Source organism: Streptomyces sp. NPDC001443 (genome assembly GCF_053597355.1).
In genome coordinates this window covers 42,006-59,485 of sequence record NZ_JBSFIA010000031.1, presented here as the reverse complement: position 1 = coordinate 59,485, position 17,480 = coordinate 42,006, and the positions used below count along the sequence as shown (strand labels likewise).

Below are 17,480 nucleotides of genomic sequence, written 5' to 3'. Positions count from 1 at the left end.
GCCAGCATCCGCGCACCGAGCACGCAGGGAACGAGGGGAATCGCCATGTCCGAAGCGCAAAAGGTCGACAACCGGCCAAGTGCCGCACCACCGGCGGCAGGCGGGGTCGACGGGTTCTTCAAGATATCCGCCAGAGGCTCCACCGTCGGCCGGGAGATACGCGGCGGATTCGCCACCTTCTTCACCATGGCGTACATCCTCGTCCTGAACCCCATCATCCTCGGCAGCGCCAAGGACAAGTTCGGGCACACGCTCGACACCGGCCAACTGGTCACCGCCACCGCGCTGGTGGCGTGCGTCATGACCGTCATCATGGGCGTGGGCGGCAACCTCCCGCTCGCCATCGCCGCAGGGCTCGGCCTCAACGCCGTCGTCGCCTTCCAGATCGCCCCGCTGATGAGCTGGGACGACGCGATGGGACTCGTCGTCCTCGAAGGCCTCCTGATCTGCGTCCTGGTGCTCACCGGCCTCCGGGAAGCGATCATGAACGCGATCCCGCAGCAGCTCAAGCAGGCGATCGGCGTCGGCATCGGTCTGTTCATCGCGTTCATCGGCTTCGTGGACGCCGGGTTCGTCAGCCGCATCCCGGACGCGGCGAACACCACCGTCCCCGTGCAGCTCGGCGCCGTCGGCCGGCTCACCGGCTGGCCCGTCCTGGTCTTCTGTCTCGGTGTGCTGCTCACCATCGCGCTGGTCGCGCGCAAGGTGAAGGGCGCCATCCTCATCAGCATCGTGACCATGACCGTCGTCGCGATCGTCATCGACGCCGTCGCCGACATCAAGAGCTGGGGGCTCACCACCCCGAAGGTGCCGGACAAGATCGTCGCCAGCCCGGACTTCGGGCTCGTCGGTCACTTCAGCCTGTTCGGCGGCTTCGCCGAGGCCGGTGCGCTCACCGCGGTCCTGCTGGTCTTCACCCTGGTCCTGTCGGACTTCTTCGACGCCATGGGCACCATCGTCGGCATCAGCGCCGAGGCCGGGCTGCTCGACGAGCAGGGGCAGGTCCCGGGCATCGGCCGGGTGCTGTTCATCGACGGCGCCGCCGCCGTCGCGGGCGGGCTGGGCTCCGCCTCCTCCAACACCGCCTACATCGAGTCCGCGGCCGGCGTCGGCGAGGGCGCCCGCACCGGCTTCGCCAACCTGGTCACCGGCGGCCTGTTCGGTCTCGCGCTCTTCCTCACCCCGCTGCTGACCATCGTCCCGCTCCAGGCCGCGGCGCCCGCGCTGATCGCGGTCGGGTTCCTGATGATGACCCACGTCAAGCACATCGACTGGGACAGGTTCGAGATCGCGATCCCGGCGTTCCTGACCATCGTCGCGATGCCGTTCACGTACTCCATCACCGACGGCATCGGCGCCGGTTTCCTCGCCTACGTCGTCATCAAGACGGTGCTGGGCAAGGCCAAGGAGGTCAACTGGCTGCTGTGGGCCGTCTCGGCGCTGTTCCTGGTGTACTTCGCGATCGACCCCGTGGAGCAGCTCCTCGGGGTCAAGTAGGACCCGGGGGGGCGGTCCGGAAGGACCGCCCCCCGCCCGGTCGCTACTCGAGCGCCGCCTTCATCATCGCCCTGGCCACCGGCGCGGCCAGCCCGTTGCCGCTGACCTCGGAGCGGGCCGCGTCCGACTGCTCGACCACGACCGCCACGGCGACCTCCTCGCCGGTCGAGTCGGACGTGCCGTACGAGGTGAACCAGGCGTACGGCGTCTTGCTGTTGTTCTCGCCGTGCTGGGCCGTGCCCGTCTTGCCGCCCACGGTCACCCCGTCGATCAGCGCGTTCGTGCCGGTGCCCTGCTCGACGACCGTCCGCATCGCCGACCGGAGCTGCTTGGCGGTGGCGGAGCTGACGACCTGGGTGCCGGTCGCCTCGTCGTCGTAGTTCTCCAGCACGTCGCCGCCGCCGTCGGTGATCTGCGCGACCATGTGCGGCGAGACCAGCTTGCCGTCGTTGGCGATGGCCGCAGACACCATGGCCATCTGGAGCGGCGTCGCGGTGACCTCGAACTGGCCGATGCCCGACAGGGCCGTCTGCGCCTTGTCCATGCCGGACGGGTACACGCTGGCGTAGGCCCGGACCGGGACGTCCTGGCTGTCGTCGTCGAAGCCGAACTTCTCCGCCATGGCCCGCACCTTGTCCTGTCCGAGCTGCACGGCCATGTGCCCGAAGACGTTGTTGCAGGAGTACTGCAACGCGACCCGGATCGAGGCGTCCGCGCACGGCGCCGAGGCGTTCTCGTTCCTCAGGGGCGTGCTGGTCCCGGGCAGGGTGTACGGGGCGGGGCTGTCCGTGTGCTGGTCCACCGACGTGTACAGACCGTTCTCCAGCGCGGCGGCCGCCACCACCAGCTTGAAGGTCGAGCCCGGCGGCAGCGGCTGGCGCAGCGCCCGGTTGGTCAGCGGCTTGTCGGCGTCGGCGGTGAGCCGCTGCCACGCCGTCCCCGCGGTGTTGGCGTCCGTGAGCGACGAGGGGTCGTACGACGGGGTCGAGACGACCGCCAGGATCCGGCCGGTCCTCGGGTCGATCGCGACGGCCGCGCCCTTGTTGTCGCCGAGCGCCCGGTACGCCGCCTTCTGCACGGCGGGGTCGATCGTCGTGATCACGTTCCCGGGATCCGCGCGCTTGTCGGTGACGGTGTCCATGACGGTCCGCAGGCGGTCGTCCGTGCCGTTGAGGAGGTCCTGGTAGACGCCCTCGAGCTGGGTCGGCGCATAGCTCTGCGAGGCGTAGCCGGTCACCGCCGCGTACAGCTCGCCGTCCGTGTAGGTGCGTCGGTAGCGGAGATCGCCGTCCTTCGTCCGTGCCGAGCCGGTGATCGCCTCACCGGCCACGACGATGTTCCCGAGCGGATCCGCGTACGTCGTGATCGCGTTGCGCCGGTTGTCCTTGTCGTCCGCGAGTGCCCGGCCCTCGTAGAACTGCACCCACGTCGCCCTGACCAGCAGAGCGAACACGAGGAGCAGCGCGAAGACCGACGCCCGCCTGATCGTCTTGTTCATCCCGCCCAGGCAGACGAACGGGCGGAGGGGAATCGTTCCCATCCGCCCGGTTTTCTCATCGTACGTTCATGCGCCATTACGACGGTTACGACGGTTGTGGCAGTCGCGTCGGTCGCGTCGGCCGCCTCAGTCGCGCAGCGTCAGCACGATCTCGGCGATCTCCTCGCCGCGCGCGTGGGCGAAACCGGTGGCCCGGACGCTGTCGCGGAAGCCGCACTTGCGCAGGACCCGCAGCGACCCCTCGTTGTCGGCCGCGGCTCGCGCGTACAGCGGGCGCTCGCCGACCTCGGCGAGCAGGATCCGCAGCGCGGCCGTGGCGATCCCGCGCCCCCAGTAGGCGCGGTCCACCCAGTACGTCACCTCGCGCTCGCCCGGTTCGCCGTACACCGCGGCGTTGCCGACGACGTCCCCGTCGACCAGGACCGTACGGACCAGGGCGGTGGCCCGGATCTGCTTCCAGCGGGCGTCGAAGCCGTCGCGGTCGGCGGGGTCCTCCGGCGTGAACGCGGCCATCCGCAGTGACTCGGGGTCGTTCAACTGCCGGTAGAAGACCGCCAGATCGCTGTCGTGCACCTTGCGCAGGGCGACTTCCATCGTGGTCAGAGCCTCCGGGTGGCGAGCGTCAGCCGGTCGCGGGCGTCGAACAGGGCGTCCTTCACGAGCTGCTCGTGGGCCGGGGTGAGCCGGGCCACCGGGACCGAGCAGCTGATCGCGTCCCGGGCCGGGGTGCGGTAGGGGATGGCGACGCCGAAACAGCGCAGGCCGAGGGTGTTCTCCTCCCGGTCCACGGCGAAGCCCTGCTCCCGGACCTGGTGCAGTTCCTCGATCAGCTTCTCACGGTCCGTGATCGTGTGCTCGGTCAGCGCCGGGAGCGACTCGGGCAGCAGCTTGCGGACCTGCTCGTCCGTGTACGTGCTCAGCAACGCCTTGCCCAGGGAGGTGGAGTGGGCGGGCAGCCGGCGGCCGACCCGGGTGAAGGGGCGCAGGTAGTGCTGGGACTGACGGGTGGCGAGGTAGACGACGTTCGTGCCGTCCAGGCGGGCCAGGTGGATGGTCTCGGTGGTGTCGTCCGAGAGCCGGTCCAGGGTCGGGCGGGCCGCCGCGACCACCTCGTCGCCGTCGATGTAGGAGGTGCCGACGAGCAGCGCGCGCACCCCGATGCCGTACCGCGTGCCCGTCGCGTCCGTCTCCACCCAGCCCAGTTCCACCAGCGTGCGCAGCAGCATGTACAGGCTGGACTTGGGGTAGCCGACGGCCTCCTGGACCGACGCGAGGGAGTGCATACCGGGCCGTCCGGCGAAGTATTCCAGCAGCTCAACCGTCCGCACCGCGGACTTGACCTGCGCTCCGCCCCCCGTCTCGCCTGCCGACATCGCCCTTGACCCCTTCGTTCGACGGGAAATAGTCTCCGACAGCATATTCATCATCCGAGACGGTGTTCAGTATATCGAACGCCCTGGTGGATGACGTACAAACTGCGGCATTGCATGCGGCATTCGATGTGGAGGGACCCGCGGTGGCAGCAGCACCAGTCTGGAGTGTCGACCCCCGAACCGGGAAGCAGCGTGAACAGGTTGCGGTGGCGGCCACGGCCCAGGAGGTGGACGCGGCCGTCCGCGCGGCACACGACGCGCGCGGCGCGCTCGCCGACCGCACCGTACGCGCGGCCTTCCTGCGCGCCGCCGCCGCGCACCTGGAGGCGGCCCGGGACCAGCTCGTCGAGGCCGCCGACGCCGAGAGCGCGCTCGGCCCGGTCCGGCTGACCGGGGAACTCGCCCGCACCTGCTTCCAGCTGCGGGCCTTCGCGGACATCGTCGACGAGGGCGCCTTCCTCGACGTGGTCATCAACCACCCCGACGACACCGCCACCCCGCCGATCCCGGACCTGCGCCGCTACAAGGTGCCGCTGGGCGTCGTCGCCGTCTACTCGGCGTCCAACTTCCCCTTCGCCTTCTCCGTCGCGGGCGGCGACACCGCGAGTGCGCTGGGCGCGGGCTGCCCGGTCGTGGTCAAGGCCCACCCCGACCACCCGGCGCTGTCCGAACTGGTCGCCAAGGTGGTCCGCCGGGCCGCCGCGGAGCACGGCATCCCGGACGGTGTGCTGGGCCTGGTGCACGGCTTCGAGGCCGGCGTCGAGCTCATCGAGCACCCGCTGGTGTCCGCCGCGGGCTTCACCGGTTCGGTCCGGGGCGGGCGCGCGCTGTTCGACGCGGCGGCCGCCCGGCCGGTGCCGATCCCGTTCCACGGCGAGCTCGGCTCGCTGAACCCGGTCGTGGTGACCGAGGCCGCGGCCGCGGAGCGCGCCGAGGCCATCGGGGCCGGGCTCGCCGGGTCCATGACGCTCGGCGTCGGGCAGTTCTGCGTGAAGCCGGGGCTGGTGCTGGTGCCGGCCGGCGCGGCGGGCGACGGACTGGTCAAGTCCCTCACCGACGCCGTCAGCGCCACCGAGGCCGGGGTCCTCCTCGACCACCGGATGCGCGACAACTTCATCGCCGGGGTGGCCGAGCGGGCCGGGCTGGCGGACGTGGACTCCCCGGTGACCCCCGGCGCGGGCGGCGAGCACACGGTGAGCGCGGGCTTCCTGACCGTACCGGCGGGCAGGCTGACCGCCGAGGGCGAGTACGACCTGCTGCTGGAGGAGTGCTTCGGACCGGTCACCGTGGTGGCCCGCTACGAGGACGACGCCGAGGTGCGCGGAGTGCTGTCGCGGCTGCCGGGCAACCTGACCGCGACGGTCCAGCTTTCCGAGGGCGAGGCGGCGGGCGAGGGGCGCGGCGCGGAGATCCTCGCCGAACTGACCCCGCTCGCCGGTCGCGTCCTGGTCAACGGCTGGCCGACCGGGGTCGCGGTGGCGCCCGCCCAGCACCACGGCGGCCCGTACCCGGCGACGACCTCGACGTCGACGTCGGTCGGCGGCACGGCGATCGAGCGCTGGCTGCGGCCCGTCGCCTACCAGAACGCGCCGGAGGCACTGCTGCCGCCGGAGCTGAAGGACGACAACCCGCTGGGGCTGCCGCGCCGCTTCGACGGACGGCTGGAGCGGTAACGGGGTCCCCTTTTTTCGGGTTCTCCAGTTTCTCTAGTTTCTCCAGTTTTTCCAGGTCCCGCACGGCCGCCGAGGGGGACCGCGTGCCCCCTCGGCGGCCGTCCGGCCCTCGCCGCACGGCCGCCCGCCGGCACGGAGCCGGAACCCCCCTCCGGTTCCTCCGGAGTACCTGAGAGAATCCGCCGATGGACGTCGAACTCCCCGAACTCCCTTTCTCCTTGCGCACCTACGGCCCCGACGGGCACTGGGCCTACGAGGACGGAATGCTCAGCGGATGGGCCGGACCCCGGCAGGACCGGTTCGTGTCGCCCACCGGCGAGGCGCTCGATCCCGCCACCGACGCACCCCGGCTGCTGGGCGCGCCCGAGGGCGACTTCCAGCTGATCGCCCGGGTCACGGTGGGCTTCGCCGCGGCCTTCGACGCCGGGGTGCTCTACGTCCACGTCGGCGAGCGGGCCTGGGCCAAGCTCTGCCTGGAGTACTCCCCGGACGTGCCCACCGTGTGCACGGTGGTCACCCAGGGGCACTCCGACGACGCCAACTCCTTCACTGTGGAAGGCAGTTCGGTCTGGCTGCGGGTGAGCAGGACCGGCCGCGCCTTCGCCTTCCACGCCTCCCGGGACGGCAAGCGCTGGACCTTCGTCCGGCTGTTCACCCTCGGCGGGGAGAAGGAGACGGGTGCCGCCCTGGTCGGCTTCATGTCGCAGTCTCCGATAGGGGAGGGCTGTGTCGTCACCTACGACCACATCGAGTTCCGGCCCGCCTGGCCGGACGACCTGCGGGACGGCAGCTGAGTCCGGTTCCGGCAGTCCGGCCGTCCGGGGATCCGGGCAGCCGGAATCCGGCCGTCCGGGGCGTGCGGGAATAGCGTGGGCTGTTTGAACGTTCACGCATTCGGCGGAGGGAGTCTCCGTACCCGTACGACCCGGAGAGAGCCGAAGACATGCGCGTCGAGATCTGGAGCGACATCGCCTGCCCGTGGTGTTATGTCGGAAAAGCCCGTTTCGAGAAGGCGCTCGCGGCCTTCCCGCACCGTGACCAGGTCGAGGTCGTGCACCGCTCCTTCGAGCTGGACCCCGGACGCGCCAAGGGCGACACCGTGGACGTGCTCACGATGCTCACCAAGAAGTACGGCATGAGCCAGGCCCAGGCCCAGGCCGGGGAGGACAACCTCGGCACCCAGGCCGCCGCCGAGGGACTGGCGTACCGCACCCGGGACCGCGACCACGGCAGCACCTTCGACATGCACCGGCTGCTGCACTTCGCCAAGGAGCAGGGACGCCAGGACGAACTGCTCCAGATCCTGTACCGGGCCAACTTCGCCGAGGAGCGCTCCGTGTACTCCGAGGGCGACGAGCGGCTGGTCGAGCTGGCCGTCGAGGCCGGACTGGACGGCGACGCGGCCCGCGAGGTGCTGGCGGACCCGGACCGCTACGCCGACGAGGTCCGCGCCGACTCGCGCGAGGCCGCCGAGCTCGGCGCGAACGGCGTACCGTTCTTCGTCCTCGACCGCACCTACGGGGTCTCCGGCGCCCAGCCCGCGGAGGTCTTCACCCAGGCGCTGGCCCAGGCGTGGGGCGAGCGTCCGGTGCTGAAGCCGGTCGGCGGCGCCGCCGACACCGACGACGCACAGGCCTGCGGACCCGACGGGTGCGCGCTGCCGCAGTGACGAAAGCCCAGCTCGGGGCCCATCCATAAGCGTTCGTTGGCGGAACCGTCCAAGAACGCGCAATGGACGGTGACTTCACGGGACCGCAGAGTGGTCCCATGGAGAACTTCGAGAGCGTCGTCCGGGCCGAGTTCGAACCGAAGAACACCTTCCTCAACACCGCGAGCAGCGGGCTGCTCCCGGCCCGCACCGTGGCCGCCCTGGCCGAGGCGGCCCGCGTCCGGGCCGAGGGCAGACCGCTGACCTCGCTGCACACGGACGTGGAGGAGTCCCGGGCCGCGTTCGCCCGGCTGGCCGGTGTCCCGGTCACCCGGGTGGCCGCCGGACCTTCGGTCGCCGCGCACACCGCGCTGGTCGCCGCCTCGCTGCCGGCCGGCGCCGAGGTGCTCACCGCCGAGGACGACTTTGCCTCCGTGGTGAACCCCTTCCACGTCCGCGGCGACCTCAAGGTGCGAGCCGTGCCGCTGGAGCGGCTCGCCGAGTCCGTCCGTCCGGGCACCGCGCTCGTCGCGGTCAGCGCCGCCCAGTCCGCCGACGGGCGGATCGCCGACCTGGGCGCGGTCGCCGAGGCGGCCCGGACACACGGGGCACGCACCTGCGTCGACTGGTCCCAGGCCGCCGGCTGGCTCCCGCTGGCCGCCGACGACTTCGACTACAGCGTCTCCATCTGCTTCAAGTGGCTGCTCGGTCCGCACGGGGCGGCGTTCCTCGTCGTGCCGGAGGACTTCGGCGGACTCACCCCGCTGCTGGCCGGCTGGGTCGCGGGGGAGCGGCCCTGGGACAGCTGCTACGGCCCGGTCGCCGAACTCGCCCACTCCGCCCGCCGGTTCGACGTCAGCCCCGCCCTGTTCAGCTACGCGGGACTGCGCCGGTCGCTGGCCCTCGTCGAGGAGCTCGGCGTGGACGCCGTGCACGCCCATGACCTCGCCCTCGCCGACCGCTTCCGCGCGGGTCTCGCCTCACTCGGCCGCGAACCGCTGCCAGCCCCCGGCTCGGCCATCGTGTCCGTGCCCGGACTGGGCCACATGCAAGGCGAGTTGAGCCGCGCGGGCATCGAGGTGTCCGACCGCGCGGGCAACCTGCGAGCGTCCTTCCACCTGTACAACACCACCGCGGATGTGGACCGGCTGCTGGACGTCCTGTCCGGCTGAACCTCCGGAACCGGCCCGGGGCTCGGGACGCCACGTCGGCGCCCCGAGCCCCGGGCCGGGCTCCCGCAGGAGGTGGCTCACCGGACCGGCGTGAAGTCCCGCGCCCCGATGTACTCGGGCCGTCGTACCGGAGCCGCGAACGGTTCCACCGCGGCGTTCTCCACGCTGTTGAACACGATGAAGACGTTGCTGCGCGGGAACGGCGTGATGTTGTCGCCGGAGCCGTGCATGCAGTTGCAGTCGAACCAGGTCGCCGAACCGGCCCGGCCCGTGAACAGCCGGATGCCGTGCCGGTCCGCCAGCGAGGTCAGAGCCTCGTCCGACGGGGTGCCCGCGTCCTGCATCTGGAGGGACTTCTTGTAGTTGTCCCGCGGGGTGGCCCCCGCGCAGCCGAGGAACGTGCGGTGCGAGCCCGGCATGATCATGAGGCCGCCGTTGGTGTCGTGGTTCTCGGTCAGCGCGATCGAGACGGACACCGTGCGCATGTTCGGCAGACCGTCCTCGGCGTGCCAGGTCTCGAAGTCGGAGTGCCAGTAGAAGCCGCCGGCCCCGAACCCCGGTTTGACGTTGATGCGGGACTGGTGGACGTAGACGTCCGAGCCGAGGATCTGCCGGGCCCGGCCGACCACGCGCTCGTCGCGGACGAGCCGCGCGAAGACCTCGCTGATGCGGTGGACCTCGAAGACGGACCGGATCTCCCCGGAGTTCGGCTCCCTGACGGAGCGCGGGTCGGCGCGCACGGCCGGGTCGGCGACCAGCCGCTCCAGCTCCTGCCGGTAGACGGCCACCTCGTCATCGCCGACGAGCCGGTCGACGGTGAGGAAGCCGTCGCGCTCGTAGGCCTGGAGGTCGGCCGTCGGGACCGGTCCCGGGGTGTCCGGGGCGCCCCAGACGACCGGGTCCTGGCGCGGGACGGCGACCTCGCTCGTGCCGCGGCTGGGGTACAGGTCGGTGATCACGGTCATGGACGTCACGCATCCTCGGGCTCGGTGAGCAGGGGGTACACACCGTTCTCGTCGTGGTCCTCCCGGCCCGTGACGGGCGGGTTGAACACGCAGACGCAGTGGAAGTCCTCCTTGACGCGCAGCGTGTGCCGCTCGTGGCCGTCGAGGAGGTACATGGTGCCGGGCGTGATCGTGTAGGTCCGGTCGGCCTCGTGGTCGGTCAGCTCGGCCTCGCCCCTGGTGCAGACGACGGCCTCGATGTGGTTGGCGTACCACATCGACGTCTCGGTCCCGGCGTACAGGATGGTCTCGTGCACCGAGAAGCCGACCCGTTCCTCGGCGAGGACGATCCGCTTGCTCTCCCAGGTGCCGGACTTCGACCTGATGTGCCGGTCGGTTCCTTCGATGTCCTTGAACGATCGGACGATCATGAGTGGTGTGTCTCCTCCTCGTCAGACGGTTTCCCGGACGGCGCGGGCCAGGACGCGCAGGCCCTCGTCGAGTTCCTCGGGGGTGACGGTGAGGGCGGGCAGCAGCTTCACCACCTCGCCCTCCGGGCCGGACGTCTCGATGAGCAGCCCGAGTTCGAAGGCCCGCCGGGCGACCCGCTCGGCGCGGCCCTTGTCGTGGAACTCCAGGCCCCACACGAGTCCCCGGCCCCGGTACTCGCGGACGTCGGCGAGGTTCTCCTCGGTGATCGAGACGAGCGCCTGCTCCACCTGTTCGCCGCGGGTGCGGGTCTGCTTCTCCATGGCGGCCCCGTCGGCCCAGTACGTCTCCAGCGCGGCCGTCGCCGTCACGAACGCCGGGTTGTTGCCGCGGAAGGTGCCGTTGTGCTCGCCGGGCTCCCACACGTCGAGTTCCGGCTTGAACAGGCACAGCGACATCGGCATCCCGTAGCCGCTGATGGACTTCGAGACGGTGACGATGTCGGGGGTGATCCCGGCCTCCTCGAAGGAGAAGAAGGCCCCGGTGCGTCCGCACCCCATCTGGATGTCGTCGACGATCAGCAGCATGTCCTGGCGCTCGCACAGCGCGGCGAGCGCGCGCAGCCACTCCGGGCGGGCGACGTTGATGCCGCCCTCGCCCTGCACGGTCTCCACGATCACGGCGGCGGGCTTGTCCAGACCGGAGCCCTGGTCCTCCAGCAGCCGCTCGAACCACAGGAAGTCCGGCACCCGGCCGTCGAAGTAGTTGTCGAACGGCATGGGCGTGCCGTGCACCAGCGGTATGCCGGCGCCCGCCCGCTTGAACGCGTTGCCGGTCACGGCGAGCGACCCGAGCGACATCCCGTGGAAGGCGTTGGTGAAGGACACGATGGCCTCGCGGCCCTTCACCTTGCGCGCCAGCTTCAGCGCGGACTCGACGGCGTTGGTGCCGGTCGGCCCCGGGAACATGACCTTGTACGGCAGGTCGCGCGGGCGCAGCACCAGGTCCTGGAAGGTCCGCAGGAACGACCGCTTGGCGACGGTCGACATGTCGAGCCCGTGGGTGACCCCGTCGCGCAGCAGATAGTCGATCAACGCCCGTTTGAGTACGGGGTTGTTGTGGCCGTAGTTGAGTGATCCGGCGCCGGCGAAGAAGTCGAGGTGACGGCGGCCGTCCTCGTCGTACATGTGGCTGCCCTGCGCGCGGTCGAAGACGACCGGCCAGCCGCGGCAGTAGCTGCGCACCTCGGACTCCAGGGTCTCGAAGACGCTCAGGTCGGGCTGGGTGATGGTCACGGCGAAACGCTCCTCGGTGCGACGGGTGTCGGTGCGACGGATCTCGGTGCGACGGGTGTCAGTACGACGGGTGGGTCAACGGGCCGATGCGGTAAAGGACTTCGGGCGCGTGCGGACCGTCCGGGAAGTGGTCCGCGGCGAACAGCACCTCACGGGTGACACCCGCCCCGTGCCGGGCCGCGTACGAGGTGAACAGGCGCTCGGAGGCGGTGTTGTCCGGCGTGATGGTGGTCTCGACGCAGGTGAGCGGGTGCTCGGCGGAGATCCGGGCGGTCAGCCCGTCGAGCAGTGCGGCGGCGAGGCCGCGGCCGCGGTGGGCACGGTCGACCGCCACCTGCCAGACGAGCAGGGTGTGCGGGCGCTCGGGCCGGACGTACCCGGTGACGAACCCGACGGGCCGCCCGTCCCCTCCGCGTGCCACCGCCGATGTCCCGGCGAAGTCGCGGCACCACAGCAGATAGCTGTAGGAGGAGTTCAGGTCGAGTGTCCCGGAGTCCTTGGCGATACGCCAGAGATCGGCCCCGTCCGACACCGACGGGCGGTCGATGAGCAGGTCTGCTTGTGCGGCGGTCATGCAAATTCAATTTACCGATGGAAATTGAAAAATGCATGGCTGGCCGGGCTTACTTCCGAGCTCGTGCCGTGTTATCGCGCGGGGGCGCACAGGAGGGAAGAGGTGTGCGGAATGTACGGTTTTAAGCGCCAGAAAAGCCGCAAATCGGGCGCCCTGTGGAACGGGTCACACGAGTGTCGCCTTCACGGAATCCCCGCTGAACACCCGCCCGGATGCACTCGAAATCTTTGCGTTTACCTACGTGATCGGCGGGCAGGAGAATGCGGGGAGCTGCCCGGGATCTGAATTCCAAAAATCCCCGGATCCAGGGATCGGATCCGGGGATTTTCGAATGGCCGCGAATTCGGAATTGTCAGGCGGTGAGCCCTGCGGCTGGATCCGCCGGACAGGTCCTAGCGCCAGGCGTTCTCCACGGCCTGCCGGGCCGCCTCGGGGTCCACGGCCAGGCCCTGCTCGGCCAGTGCGGCGCCCAGGGCCGCCAGGCTCGCGCGCACGGCCTCCGGCGTCGCGTCGGCCCCGTAGTGGTTGACCCGGATCATCTCCTTCGCCAGCGCGCCCCCGCCCGCGGCCAGCGGCAGCGCGGGGTCGGCCGCCAGTGCCCGCGCCACCAGCTCCGACGCCACCACGCCCGAGGTCGTCCGCAGCGTCGTGGCGACCGGCGCCGCGTCCCGCTCCTCGTACACGTACGGCTCCAGACCGCCGCCCAGCGCCACCGCCCCCGCCCGGGTGGCCAGCGCGGCGCTGCGGTGCCGGGCCATCACCGTGTCCAGGCCCACCGTCTCGATCCGCTCCACGCACGCCTCCAGCGCCAGCATCTCCAGCTGGGCCGGCGCGTGCAGCAGCGCCTTGCGGCCGCCGTCGACCCAGCGCTGCTTCCAGTCCAGCAGCGACAGGTACGACCGGCGCGGCGCCCCGGGGTTGGCGGCCATCCGGGCCCAGGCCCGCTCGCTCACCGACACCGCCGACACGCCGGCCGGACCGCCCATCGCCTTCTGCGCGCCGATCACGCACAGGTCGACGCCCCAGGCGTCCGGCAGCACCGGCTCGGCCCCGACGGAGGCGACGGCGTCCAGGTAGAACAGGGCGCCGTGGGCCCGTACCGCTTCGCCGATCTCCGCGACCGGGTTGGTGTTGCCGGTCGCCGCCTCGGCGTGCACCAGCGACACGAAGTCGATCTCCGGGTGCTCGGCGAGGGCCGCGCGCACCTGGTCGGCGGTGACGGCCGTGTGGAAGGGCACGGCCAGGTCGATCACCTTCGCCCCGCAGTCGCGCAGCCAGTCGCCGAAGGTCTGCCCGTACGGGCCGGTGATCACGTTCAGCGCCGTCGTGCCGGGACCGGCGGTCCCGCGGATCGCGCCCTCCAGCGGCAGCAGCGCCTCGCCCTGCATGATCACGACGTCCTGGCGGGTGCCGAGGAGCCGGGCCACCCGGTCCTCGATCGAGGCGAAGCGTGCGGCGCTCAGCGGGGGCAGGTCGAGGAACGGGTGGGTCACGGCGGTGCTCTCTTCGCTCTCTGTCACTCACGGGTGGCCGACCGCTCACGAGTGGTCGACGCTGACGAGGGTATCCGGCGAACGCCGTCCCTCGACGATCGGCGACTTCTTAGGCTGTACGGCCGCTTGGCCATCGGTTTGATTTGGGTAACTCAAACATCTCCTTATAATCGGAACCCACAGCTCACTCACAGCCCCCCATACCCCCCATGGACCCCTTCAGGAGGTCACCCCGTGAACACCCCTCTCGGACGCCGGGCCCGCGTCCTGGCCGCCACCGCGGCGACGGCCGGACTGGTGCTCGCGGCCGGATGCTCCTCCGGCGGCAGCGGCTCCGGCGCCTCGAAGACGGCGGCCGGCGGGGTCGAACTCGTCAAGGCCGGGCAGCTCACCACCTGCACCCACCTGCCGTACCCGCCCTTCCAGTCGGAGATCGACGGCAAGGTGCAGGGCTTCGACGTGTCGATGATCGACCTCGTCGCCAAGAACCTCGGCGTGAAGCAGGCGATCGTCGACACGCCGTTCGAGAACTTCAAGACGGGCGCGTTCCTCAACTCCGAGCAGTGCGACCTCGCCGCCGCCGGTATGACGATCACCGAGGAGCGCAAGAAGAACGTCGACTTCTCCGACCCGTACTTCGACGCCACCCAGGCCGTCCTGGTCGACAGGAAGAGCGGCATCACCTCGCTCGCCGACGTCAAGGCGAAGGGCAGGAAGCTCGGCGCCCAGGCGCAGACCACCGGCGAGGAGTACGCGAAGAAGCAGGGCTTCGACCCGATCTCCTTCGAGTCCTCCGACGCGGTCCTCAACGGGTTGCGCACCGGCCAGGTGCAGGCCGTCATCATCGACTACCCGGTCGTCCAGGGCTGGCTGAAGGACCTGGCCAACGGCGAGGACTTCAAGGTGGTCGACAACCTCAACACCGGTGAGCAGTACGGCTTCACGGTGAAGAAGGGCAACACCAAGCTCCTCGCCGCCATCAACAAGGCGATCGCGGACGCCAAGGCCGACGGCACCTACAAGAAGCTCTACGAGAAGTGGATCGGCCCGTACGAGGCGTCCGCCGCCTCCCCGTCCGCCTCATGAGCGGTGCCGAGACACCCCTCCAGCCCCGCAGGACCGGCCTGAGCCGGCGCCAGAAGCGCCGGATCTCGCGCGGCGCGCAGTACGTCGTCTTCGTGGCCGCCGTGATCGCCTTCGCGGTCGCGGCGGACTGGGGCCGGCTGAAGAACCAGTTCCTCCAGTGGGACCTGGTCAGGCAGATGTTCCCGGACGTCATCACGCTGGCGCTGAAGAACACCGTCCTGTACACCACGTTCGGCTTCGTCGTCGGGCTCGTGCTGGGCATCGTCATCGCCCTGATGCGGCTGTCGTCGGTGGGTCCCTACCGCTGGGCCGCCGGTGTCTACATCGAGGTCTTCCGCGGTCTGCCCGCCCTGCTGATCTTCATCTTCGTGGGTGTCGCGGTGCCGCTCGCGTTCCCGGGCACGGAGATCCCGGGCGGGACGTACGGCAAGGTCGCCATCGCGCTCGGCCTGGTGGGGGCCGCGTACATGGCCGAGACGTTCCGCGCGGGCATCCAGGCCGTGCCCAGGGGGCAGATGGAGGCGGCCCGCTCGCTGGGCTTCTCGCACGCCCGGGCCATGGTCTCGATCATCGTCCCGCAGGCGTTCCGGATCATTCTCCCGCCGCTCACCAACGAACTCGTGACCCTCTTCAAGGACTCCTCGCTGGTGCTGTTCCTCGGTGTCACCCTGGAGGAGCGGGAGCTGTCCAAGTACGGCCGCGACCTGGCCAGCACGACCGCCAACTCCACACCGATCCTGGTCGCGGGCCTGTGCTACCTGCTCGTCACGATCCCGCTCGGTTTCGCCGTACGCCGTCTCGAAGCGAAGTCGGGGGAGGTCGCCAAGTGAGCGCACCCGAGATCCAGGTGAAGGACCTGCACAAGTCCTTCGGCGACAACCAGGTCCTGCGCGGTATCGATCTGGAGATCGGCCAGGGCGAGGTCGTCTGTGTCATCGGCCCGTCCGGCTCCGGCAAGTCGACCCTGCTGCGCTGCGTGAACCTCCTGGAGGAGCCGAGCAAGGGCCAGGTGTTCGTCGGCGGTACCGAGGTCACGCACCCCGACGTCGACATCGACGCCGTACGCCGCCGTATCGGCATGGTGTTCCAGCAGTTCAACCTCTTCCCCCATCTGTCGGTGACCGAGAACCTCACGCTGCCGCAACGCCGGGTGCTCGGCCGGGGCAAGGCGGAGGCGGCCCGGACCGCCGCCGAGAACCTCGCCCGGGTGGGTCTCGCGGAGAAGGCCGACGCCTATCCGGCCGCCCTCTCCGGCGGCCAGCAGCAGCGCGTCGCCATCGCCCGCGCCCTCGCGATGGGGCCCGAGGTGATGCTCTTCGACGAGCCGACCTCGGCACTCGACCCGGAGCTGGTGGGGGACGTCCTCGCCGTCATGCGCATGCTCGCGGACGAGGGCATGACGATGATGGTCGTCACCCACGAGATGACCTTCGCGCGCGAGGTCGCCGACCGGGTCGTCTTCATGGACGGCGGGGTGATCGTCGAGGAGGGCCGCCCGGCCGAGGTCATCGGCAGACCGCGCCACGAACGCACCCGCCACTTCCTCTCCCGCCTCCTCGACCCCGCCATGGCCGAGGTGGAGGAGGAGACCTCGGACCAGGTGGGCGGACCGTCCTGACGCCTCACTAAGGTGCGGTGCATGAGCGATCACGCGGTGCTGCACGTGAAGGGTCGGGTGCTCGTCGGCCCGGACGACACCGACGTCCGGGACGAGCTGTGGGTGGTCGGCGGACGGATTTCCTACGACCGTCCCGCCGGCGCCCGCGACGTCCGTACCGTCGAGGGCTGGGTCCTGCCGGGCCTCGTCGACGCGCACTGCCATGTGGGCCTCGGCGCGCACGGCCCGGTCGACGCGGACGTCGCGGAGAAGCAGGCGCTGACCGACAGGGAGGCGGGCACCCTGCTGATCCGGGACGCGGGTTCGCCCTCCGACACCCGCTGGGTCGACGACCGCGAGGACCTCCCGAAGATCGTCCGGGCCGGCCGGCACATCGCCCGCACCCGGCGCTACATCCGCGGCTACGCGCACGAGATCGAGCCGGACGAACTGGTCGCCTACGTCGACCGGGAGGCCCGGCGCGGCGACGGCTGGGTCAAGCTGGTCGGCGACTGGATCGACCGCGACCTCGGCGACCTGTCGGCCTGCTGGCCGCGCGAGGCGGTCGAGGCGGCGATCGCGCGGGCCCACCGGCTGGGCGCCCGGGTCACCGCCCACTGCTTCGCCGAGGACTCCCTGCGCGACCTCGTCGAGGCCGGTATCGACTGCATCGAACACGCCACCGGCCTGACGGAGGACCTGATCCCCCTGTTCGCGGAACGCGGCGTCGCGATCGTCCCGACCCTCGTCAACATCGCGACCTTCCCGCAGCTCGCCGCGGGCGGCGAGCGCAAGTACCCGCGCTGGTCGGCCCATATGCGGCGGCTGCACGAACGCCGCTACGACACCGTGCGCGCCGCCTACGACGCCGGCGTCCCGGTGTACGTCGGCACCGACGCCGGGGGCAGCCTCGCGCACGGCCTGGTGGCCGCGGAGGTCGCGGAACTGGTGACGGCCGGCCTCCCCGCGGTCGAGGCGCTCTCGGCCACCGCCTGGGGCGCGCGCGGCTGGCTGGGCCGCCCCGGCCTCACGGAGGGGGCGCCGGCGGACCTGGTGGTGTACGAGACGGACCCGCGGGCGGACGTACGGGTGCTGGCCGCTCCGCAGCGGGTGGTGCTGAACGGACACGTCGTCGGCTGAACACCTCGGCGGCCGCCACTTCGGCACACCCGGGCTCGCGCCCCCCTCGCGATGCATCCGG

17 protein-coding genes are annotated in these 17,480 nt (G+C 70.8%); 9 read left to right on the top strand and 8 right to left on the bottom strand.

Going from position 1 to position 17,480, the window contains the following annotated elements; translation table 11 throughout:
* Window positions 1-45 precede the first annotated feature (45 nt).
* Entirely contained in the window at window positions 46-1,497 is a 1,452-nt protein-coding gene (locus ACWC24_RS28270; RefSeq protein ID WP_450665707.1) for an NCS2 family permease, read from the top strand.
* A gap of 43 nt (window positions 1,498-1,540) precedes the next feature.
* Here the strand turns inward: ACWC24_RS28270 and ACWC24_RS28265 are convergent, their stop codons facing one another.
* The 3 genes from ACWC24_RS28265 to ACWC24_RS28255 form a co-directional block, all read right to left on the bottom strand.
* Window positions 1,541-2,995 carry a peptidoglycan D,D-transpeptidase FtsI family protein gene (locus ACWC24_RS28265; protein ID WP_450665764.1) on the bottom strand — a complete coding sequence of 485 codons (1,455 nt, stop codon included), beginning with the start codon at window positions 2,993-2,995 and terminating at the stop codon, window positions 1,541-1,543.
* Window positions 2,996-3,121: 126 nt separating this feature from the next.
* Window positions 3,122-3,589, bottom strand: a complete 468-nt coding sequence (locus ACWC24_RS28260; RefSeq protein ID WP_450665706.1) for a GNAT family N-acetyltransferase — start codon at window positions 3,587-3,589, stop codon at window positions 3,122-3,124.
* Between the two features lie 5 nt (window positions 3,590-3,594).
* On the bottom strand, window positions 3,595-4,368 hold the full coding sequence (locus ACWC24_RS28255; RefSeq protein ID WP_152892745.1) for an IclR family transcriptional regulator: 774 nt from the start codon (window positions 4,366-4,368) through the stop codon (window positions 3,595-3,597).
* Between the two features lie 143 nt (window positions 4,369-4,511).
* Here ACWC24_RS28255 and ACWC24_RS28250 point away from each other — a divergent pair, with 143 nt between their 5' ends.
* From ACWC24_RS28250 to ACWC24_RS28235, 4 genes are all read left to right on the top strand, one after another.
* On the top strand, window positions 4,512-6,041 hold the full coding sequence (locus ACWC24_RS28250; RefSeq protein ID WP_450665705.1) for an aldehyde dehydrogenase (NADP(+)): 1,530 nt from the start codon (window positions 4,512-4,514) through the stop codon (window positions 6,039-6,041).
* A gap of 185 nt (window positions 6,042-6,226) precedes the next feature.
* The gene (locus ACWC24_RS28245) at window positions 6,227-6,835 is read left to right on the top strand and encodes a DUF1349 domain-containing protein (RefSeq protein WP_450665704.1); all 609 of its coding nucleotides are present in this window, start codon (window positions 6,227-6,229) and stop codon (window positions 6,833-6,835) included.
* 149 nt (window positions 6,836-6,984) lie between these two features.
* On the top strand, window positions 6,985-7,710 hold the full coding sequence (locus tag ACWC24_RS28240) for a DsbA family oxidoreductase (protein WP_450665703.1): 726 nt from the start codon (window positions 6,985-6,987) through the stop codon (window positions 7,708-7,710).
* Window positions 7,711-7,808: 98 nt separating this feature from the next.
* Window positions 7,809-8,861 carry an aminotransferase class V-fold PLP-dependent enzyme gene (locus ACWC24_RS28235; protein WP_450665702.1) on the top strand — a complete coding sequence of 351 codons (1,053 nt, stop codon included), beginning with the start codon at window positions 7,809-7,811 and terminating at the stop codon, window positions 8,859-8,861.
* 77 nt (window positions 8,862-8,938) lie between these two features.
* On the opposite strand, the gene thpD is transcribed toward ACWC24_RS28235, so the two are convergent.
* The 5 genes from thpD to ACWC24_RS28210 all read right to left on the bottom strand — a co-directional run bounded on the left by thpD (window position 8,939) and on the right by ACWC24_RS28210 (window position 13,596).
* Window positions 8,939-9,826, bottom strand: coding sequence for an ectoine hydroxylase (thpD, locus tag ACWC24_RS28230; protein ID WP_450665701.1), 888 nt, complete (start codon window positions 9,824-9,826; stop codon window positions 8,939-8,941).
* 5 nt (window positions 9,827-9,831) lie between these two features.
* Complete coding sequence (locus ACWC24_RS28225) at window positions 9,832-10,236, bottom strand: ectoine synthase (RefSeq protein WP_450665700.1); 405 nt, start codon at window positions 10,234-10,236, stop codon at window positions 9,832-9,834.
* A gap of 21 nt (window positions 10,237-10,257) precedes the next feature.
* A complete protein-coding gene (ectB, locus tag ACWC24_RS28220; RefSeq protein ID WP_450665699.1) occupies window positions 10,258-11,529 on the bottom strand; it encodes a diaminobutyrate--2-oxoglutarate transaminase in 1,272 nt (423 codons plus the stop codon).
* Between the two features lie 58 nt (window positions 11,530-11,587).
* Window positions 11,588-12,103: a diaminobutyrate acetyltransferase gene (gene ectA, locus ACWC24_RS28215; protein WP_450665698.1), complete on the bottom strand. Its 516-nt coding sequence runs from the start codon at window positions 12,101-12,103 to the stop codon at window positions 11,588-11,590.
* Between the two features lie 392 nt (window positions 12,104-12,495).
* Window positions 12,496-13,596 (bottom strand): pyridoxal-phosphate-dependent aminotransferase family protein, encoded by a 1,101-nt coding sequence (locus ACWC24_RS28210; RefSeq protein WP_450665697.1) that lies wholly within the window; start codon window positions 13,594-13,596, stop codon window positions 12,496-12,498.
* A 234-nt stretch (window positions 13,597-13,830) separates the two neighbouring features.
* On the opposite strand from ACWC24_RS28210, the gene ACWC24_RS28205 reads away from it, so the two are divergent.
* Genes ACWC24_RS28205 through ACWC24_RS28190 form a run of 4 tightly spaced genes read left to right on the top strand, consistent with a single transcriptional unit; the run spans window position 13,831 to window position 17,419 of the window.
* Complete coding sequence (locus ACWC24_RS28205; RefSeq protein WP_450665696.1) at window positions 13,831-14,682, top strand: transporter substrate-binding domain-containing protein; 852 nt, start codon at window positions 13,831-13,833, stop codon at window positions 14,680-14,682.
* A complete protein-coding gene (locus ACWC24_RS28200; RefSeq protein WP_450665695.1) occupies window positions 14,679-15,512 on the top strand; it encodes an amino acid ABC transporter permease in 834 nt (277 codons plus the stop codon). Before ACWC24_RS28205 ends, ACWC24_RS28200 begins: the two co-directional genes overlap by 4 nt.
* On the top strand, window positions 15,509-16,300 hold the full coding sequence (locus ACWC24_RS28195) for an amino acid ABC transporter ATP-binding protein (protein ID WP_450665694.1): 792 nt from the start codon (window positions 15,509-15,511) through the stop codon (window positions 16,298-16,300). Before ACWC24_RS28200 ends, ACWC24_RS28195 begins: the two co-directional genes overlap by 4 nt.
* A 21-nt stretch (window positions 16,301-16,321) precedes the next feature.
* Complete coding sequence (locus ACWC24_RS28190) at window positions 16,322-17,419, top strand: amidohydrolase family protein (protein ID WP_450665693.1); 1,098 nt, start codon at window positions 16,322-16,324, stop codon at window positions 17,417-17,419.
* The last annotated feature ends 61 nt before the right edge of the window (window positions 17,420-17,480 follow it).

Excerpts from the sequence above, each read along its gene's own strand:
- ACWC24_RS28245 (WP_450665704.1), top strand. The coding sequence starts at position 6,227 with ATGGACGTCGAACTCCCCGAACTCCCTTTCTCCTTGCGCACCTACGGC.
- ACWC24_RS28260 (WP_450665706.1), bottom strand. The coding sequence starts at position 3,589 with ATGGAAGTCGCCCTGCGCAAGGTGCACGACAGCGATCTGGCGGTCTTC.
- ACWC24_RS28255 (WP_152892745.1), bottom strand. The coding sequence starts at position 4,368 with ATGTCGGCAGGCGAGACGGGGGGCGGAGCGCAGGTCAAGTCCGCGGTG.
- ectA (WP_450665698.1), bottom strand. The coding sequence starts at position 12,103 with ATGACCGCCGCACAAGCAGACCTGCTCATCGACCGCCCGTCGGTGTCG.
- ACWC24_RS28270 (WP_450665707.1), top strand. The coding sequence starts at position 46 with ATGTCCGAAGCGCAAAAGGTCGACAACCGGCCAAGTGCCGCACCACCG.
- ACWC24_RS28240 (WP_450665703.1), top strand. The coding sequence starts at position 6,985 with ATGCGCGTCGAGATCTGGAGCGACATCGCCTGCCCGTGGTGTTATGTC.
- thpD (WP_450665701.1), bottom strand. The coding sequence starts at position 9,826 with ATGACCGTGATCACCGACCTGTACCCCAGCCGCGGCACGAGCGAGGTC.
- ACWC24_RS28200 (WP_450665695.1), top strand. The coding sequence starts at position 14,679 with ATGAGCGGTGCCGAGACACCCCTCCAGCCCCGCAGGACCGGCCTGAGC.
- ACWC24_RS28265 (WP_450665764.1), bottom strand. The coding sequence starts at position 2,995 with ATGAACAAGACGATCAGGCGGGCGTCGGTCTTCGCGCTGCTCCTCGTG.
- ACWC24_RS28190 (WP_450665693.1), top strand. The coding sequence starts at position 16,322 with ATGAGCGATCACGCGGTGCTGCACGTGAAGGGTCGGGTGCTCGTCGGC.
- ACWC24_RS28225 (WP_450665700.1), bottom strand. The coding sequence starts at position 10,236 with ATGATCGTCCGATCGTTCAAGGACATCGAAGGAACCGACCGGCACATC.
- ACWC24_RS28235 (WP_450665702.1), top strand. The coding sequence starts at position 7,809 with ATGGAGAACTTCGAGAGCGTCGTCCGGGCCGAGTTCGAACCGAAGAAC.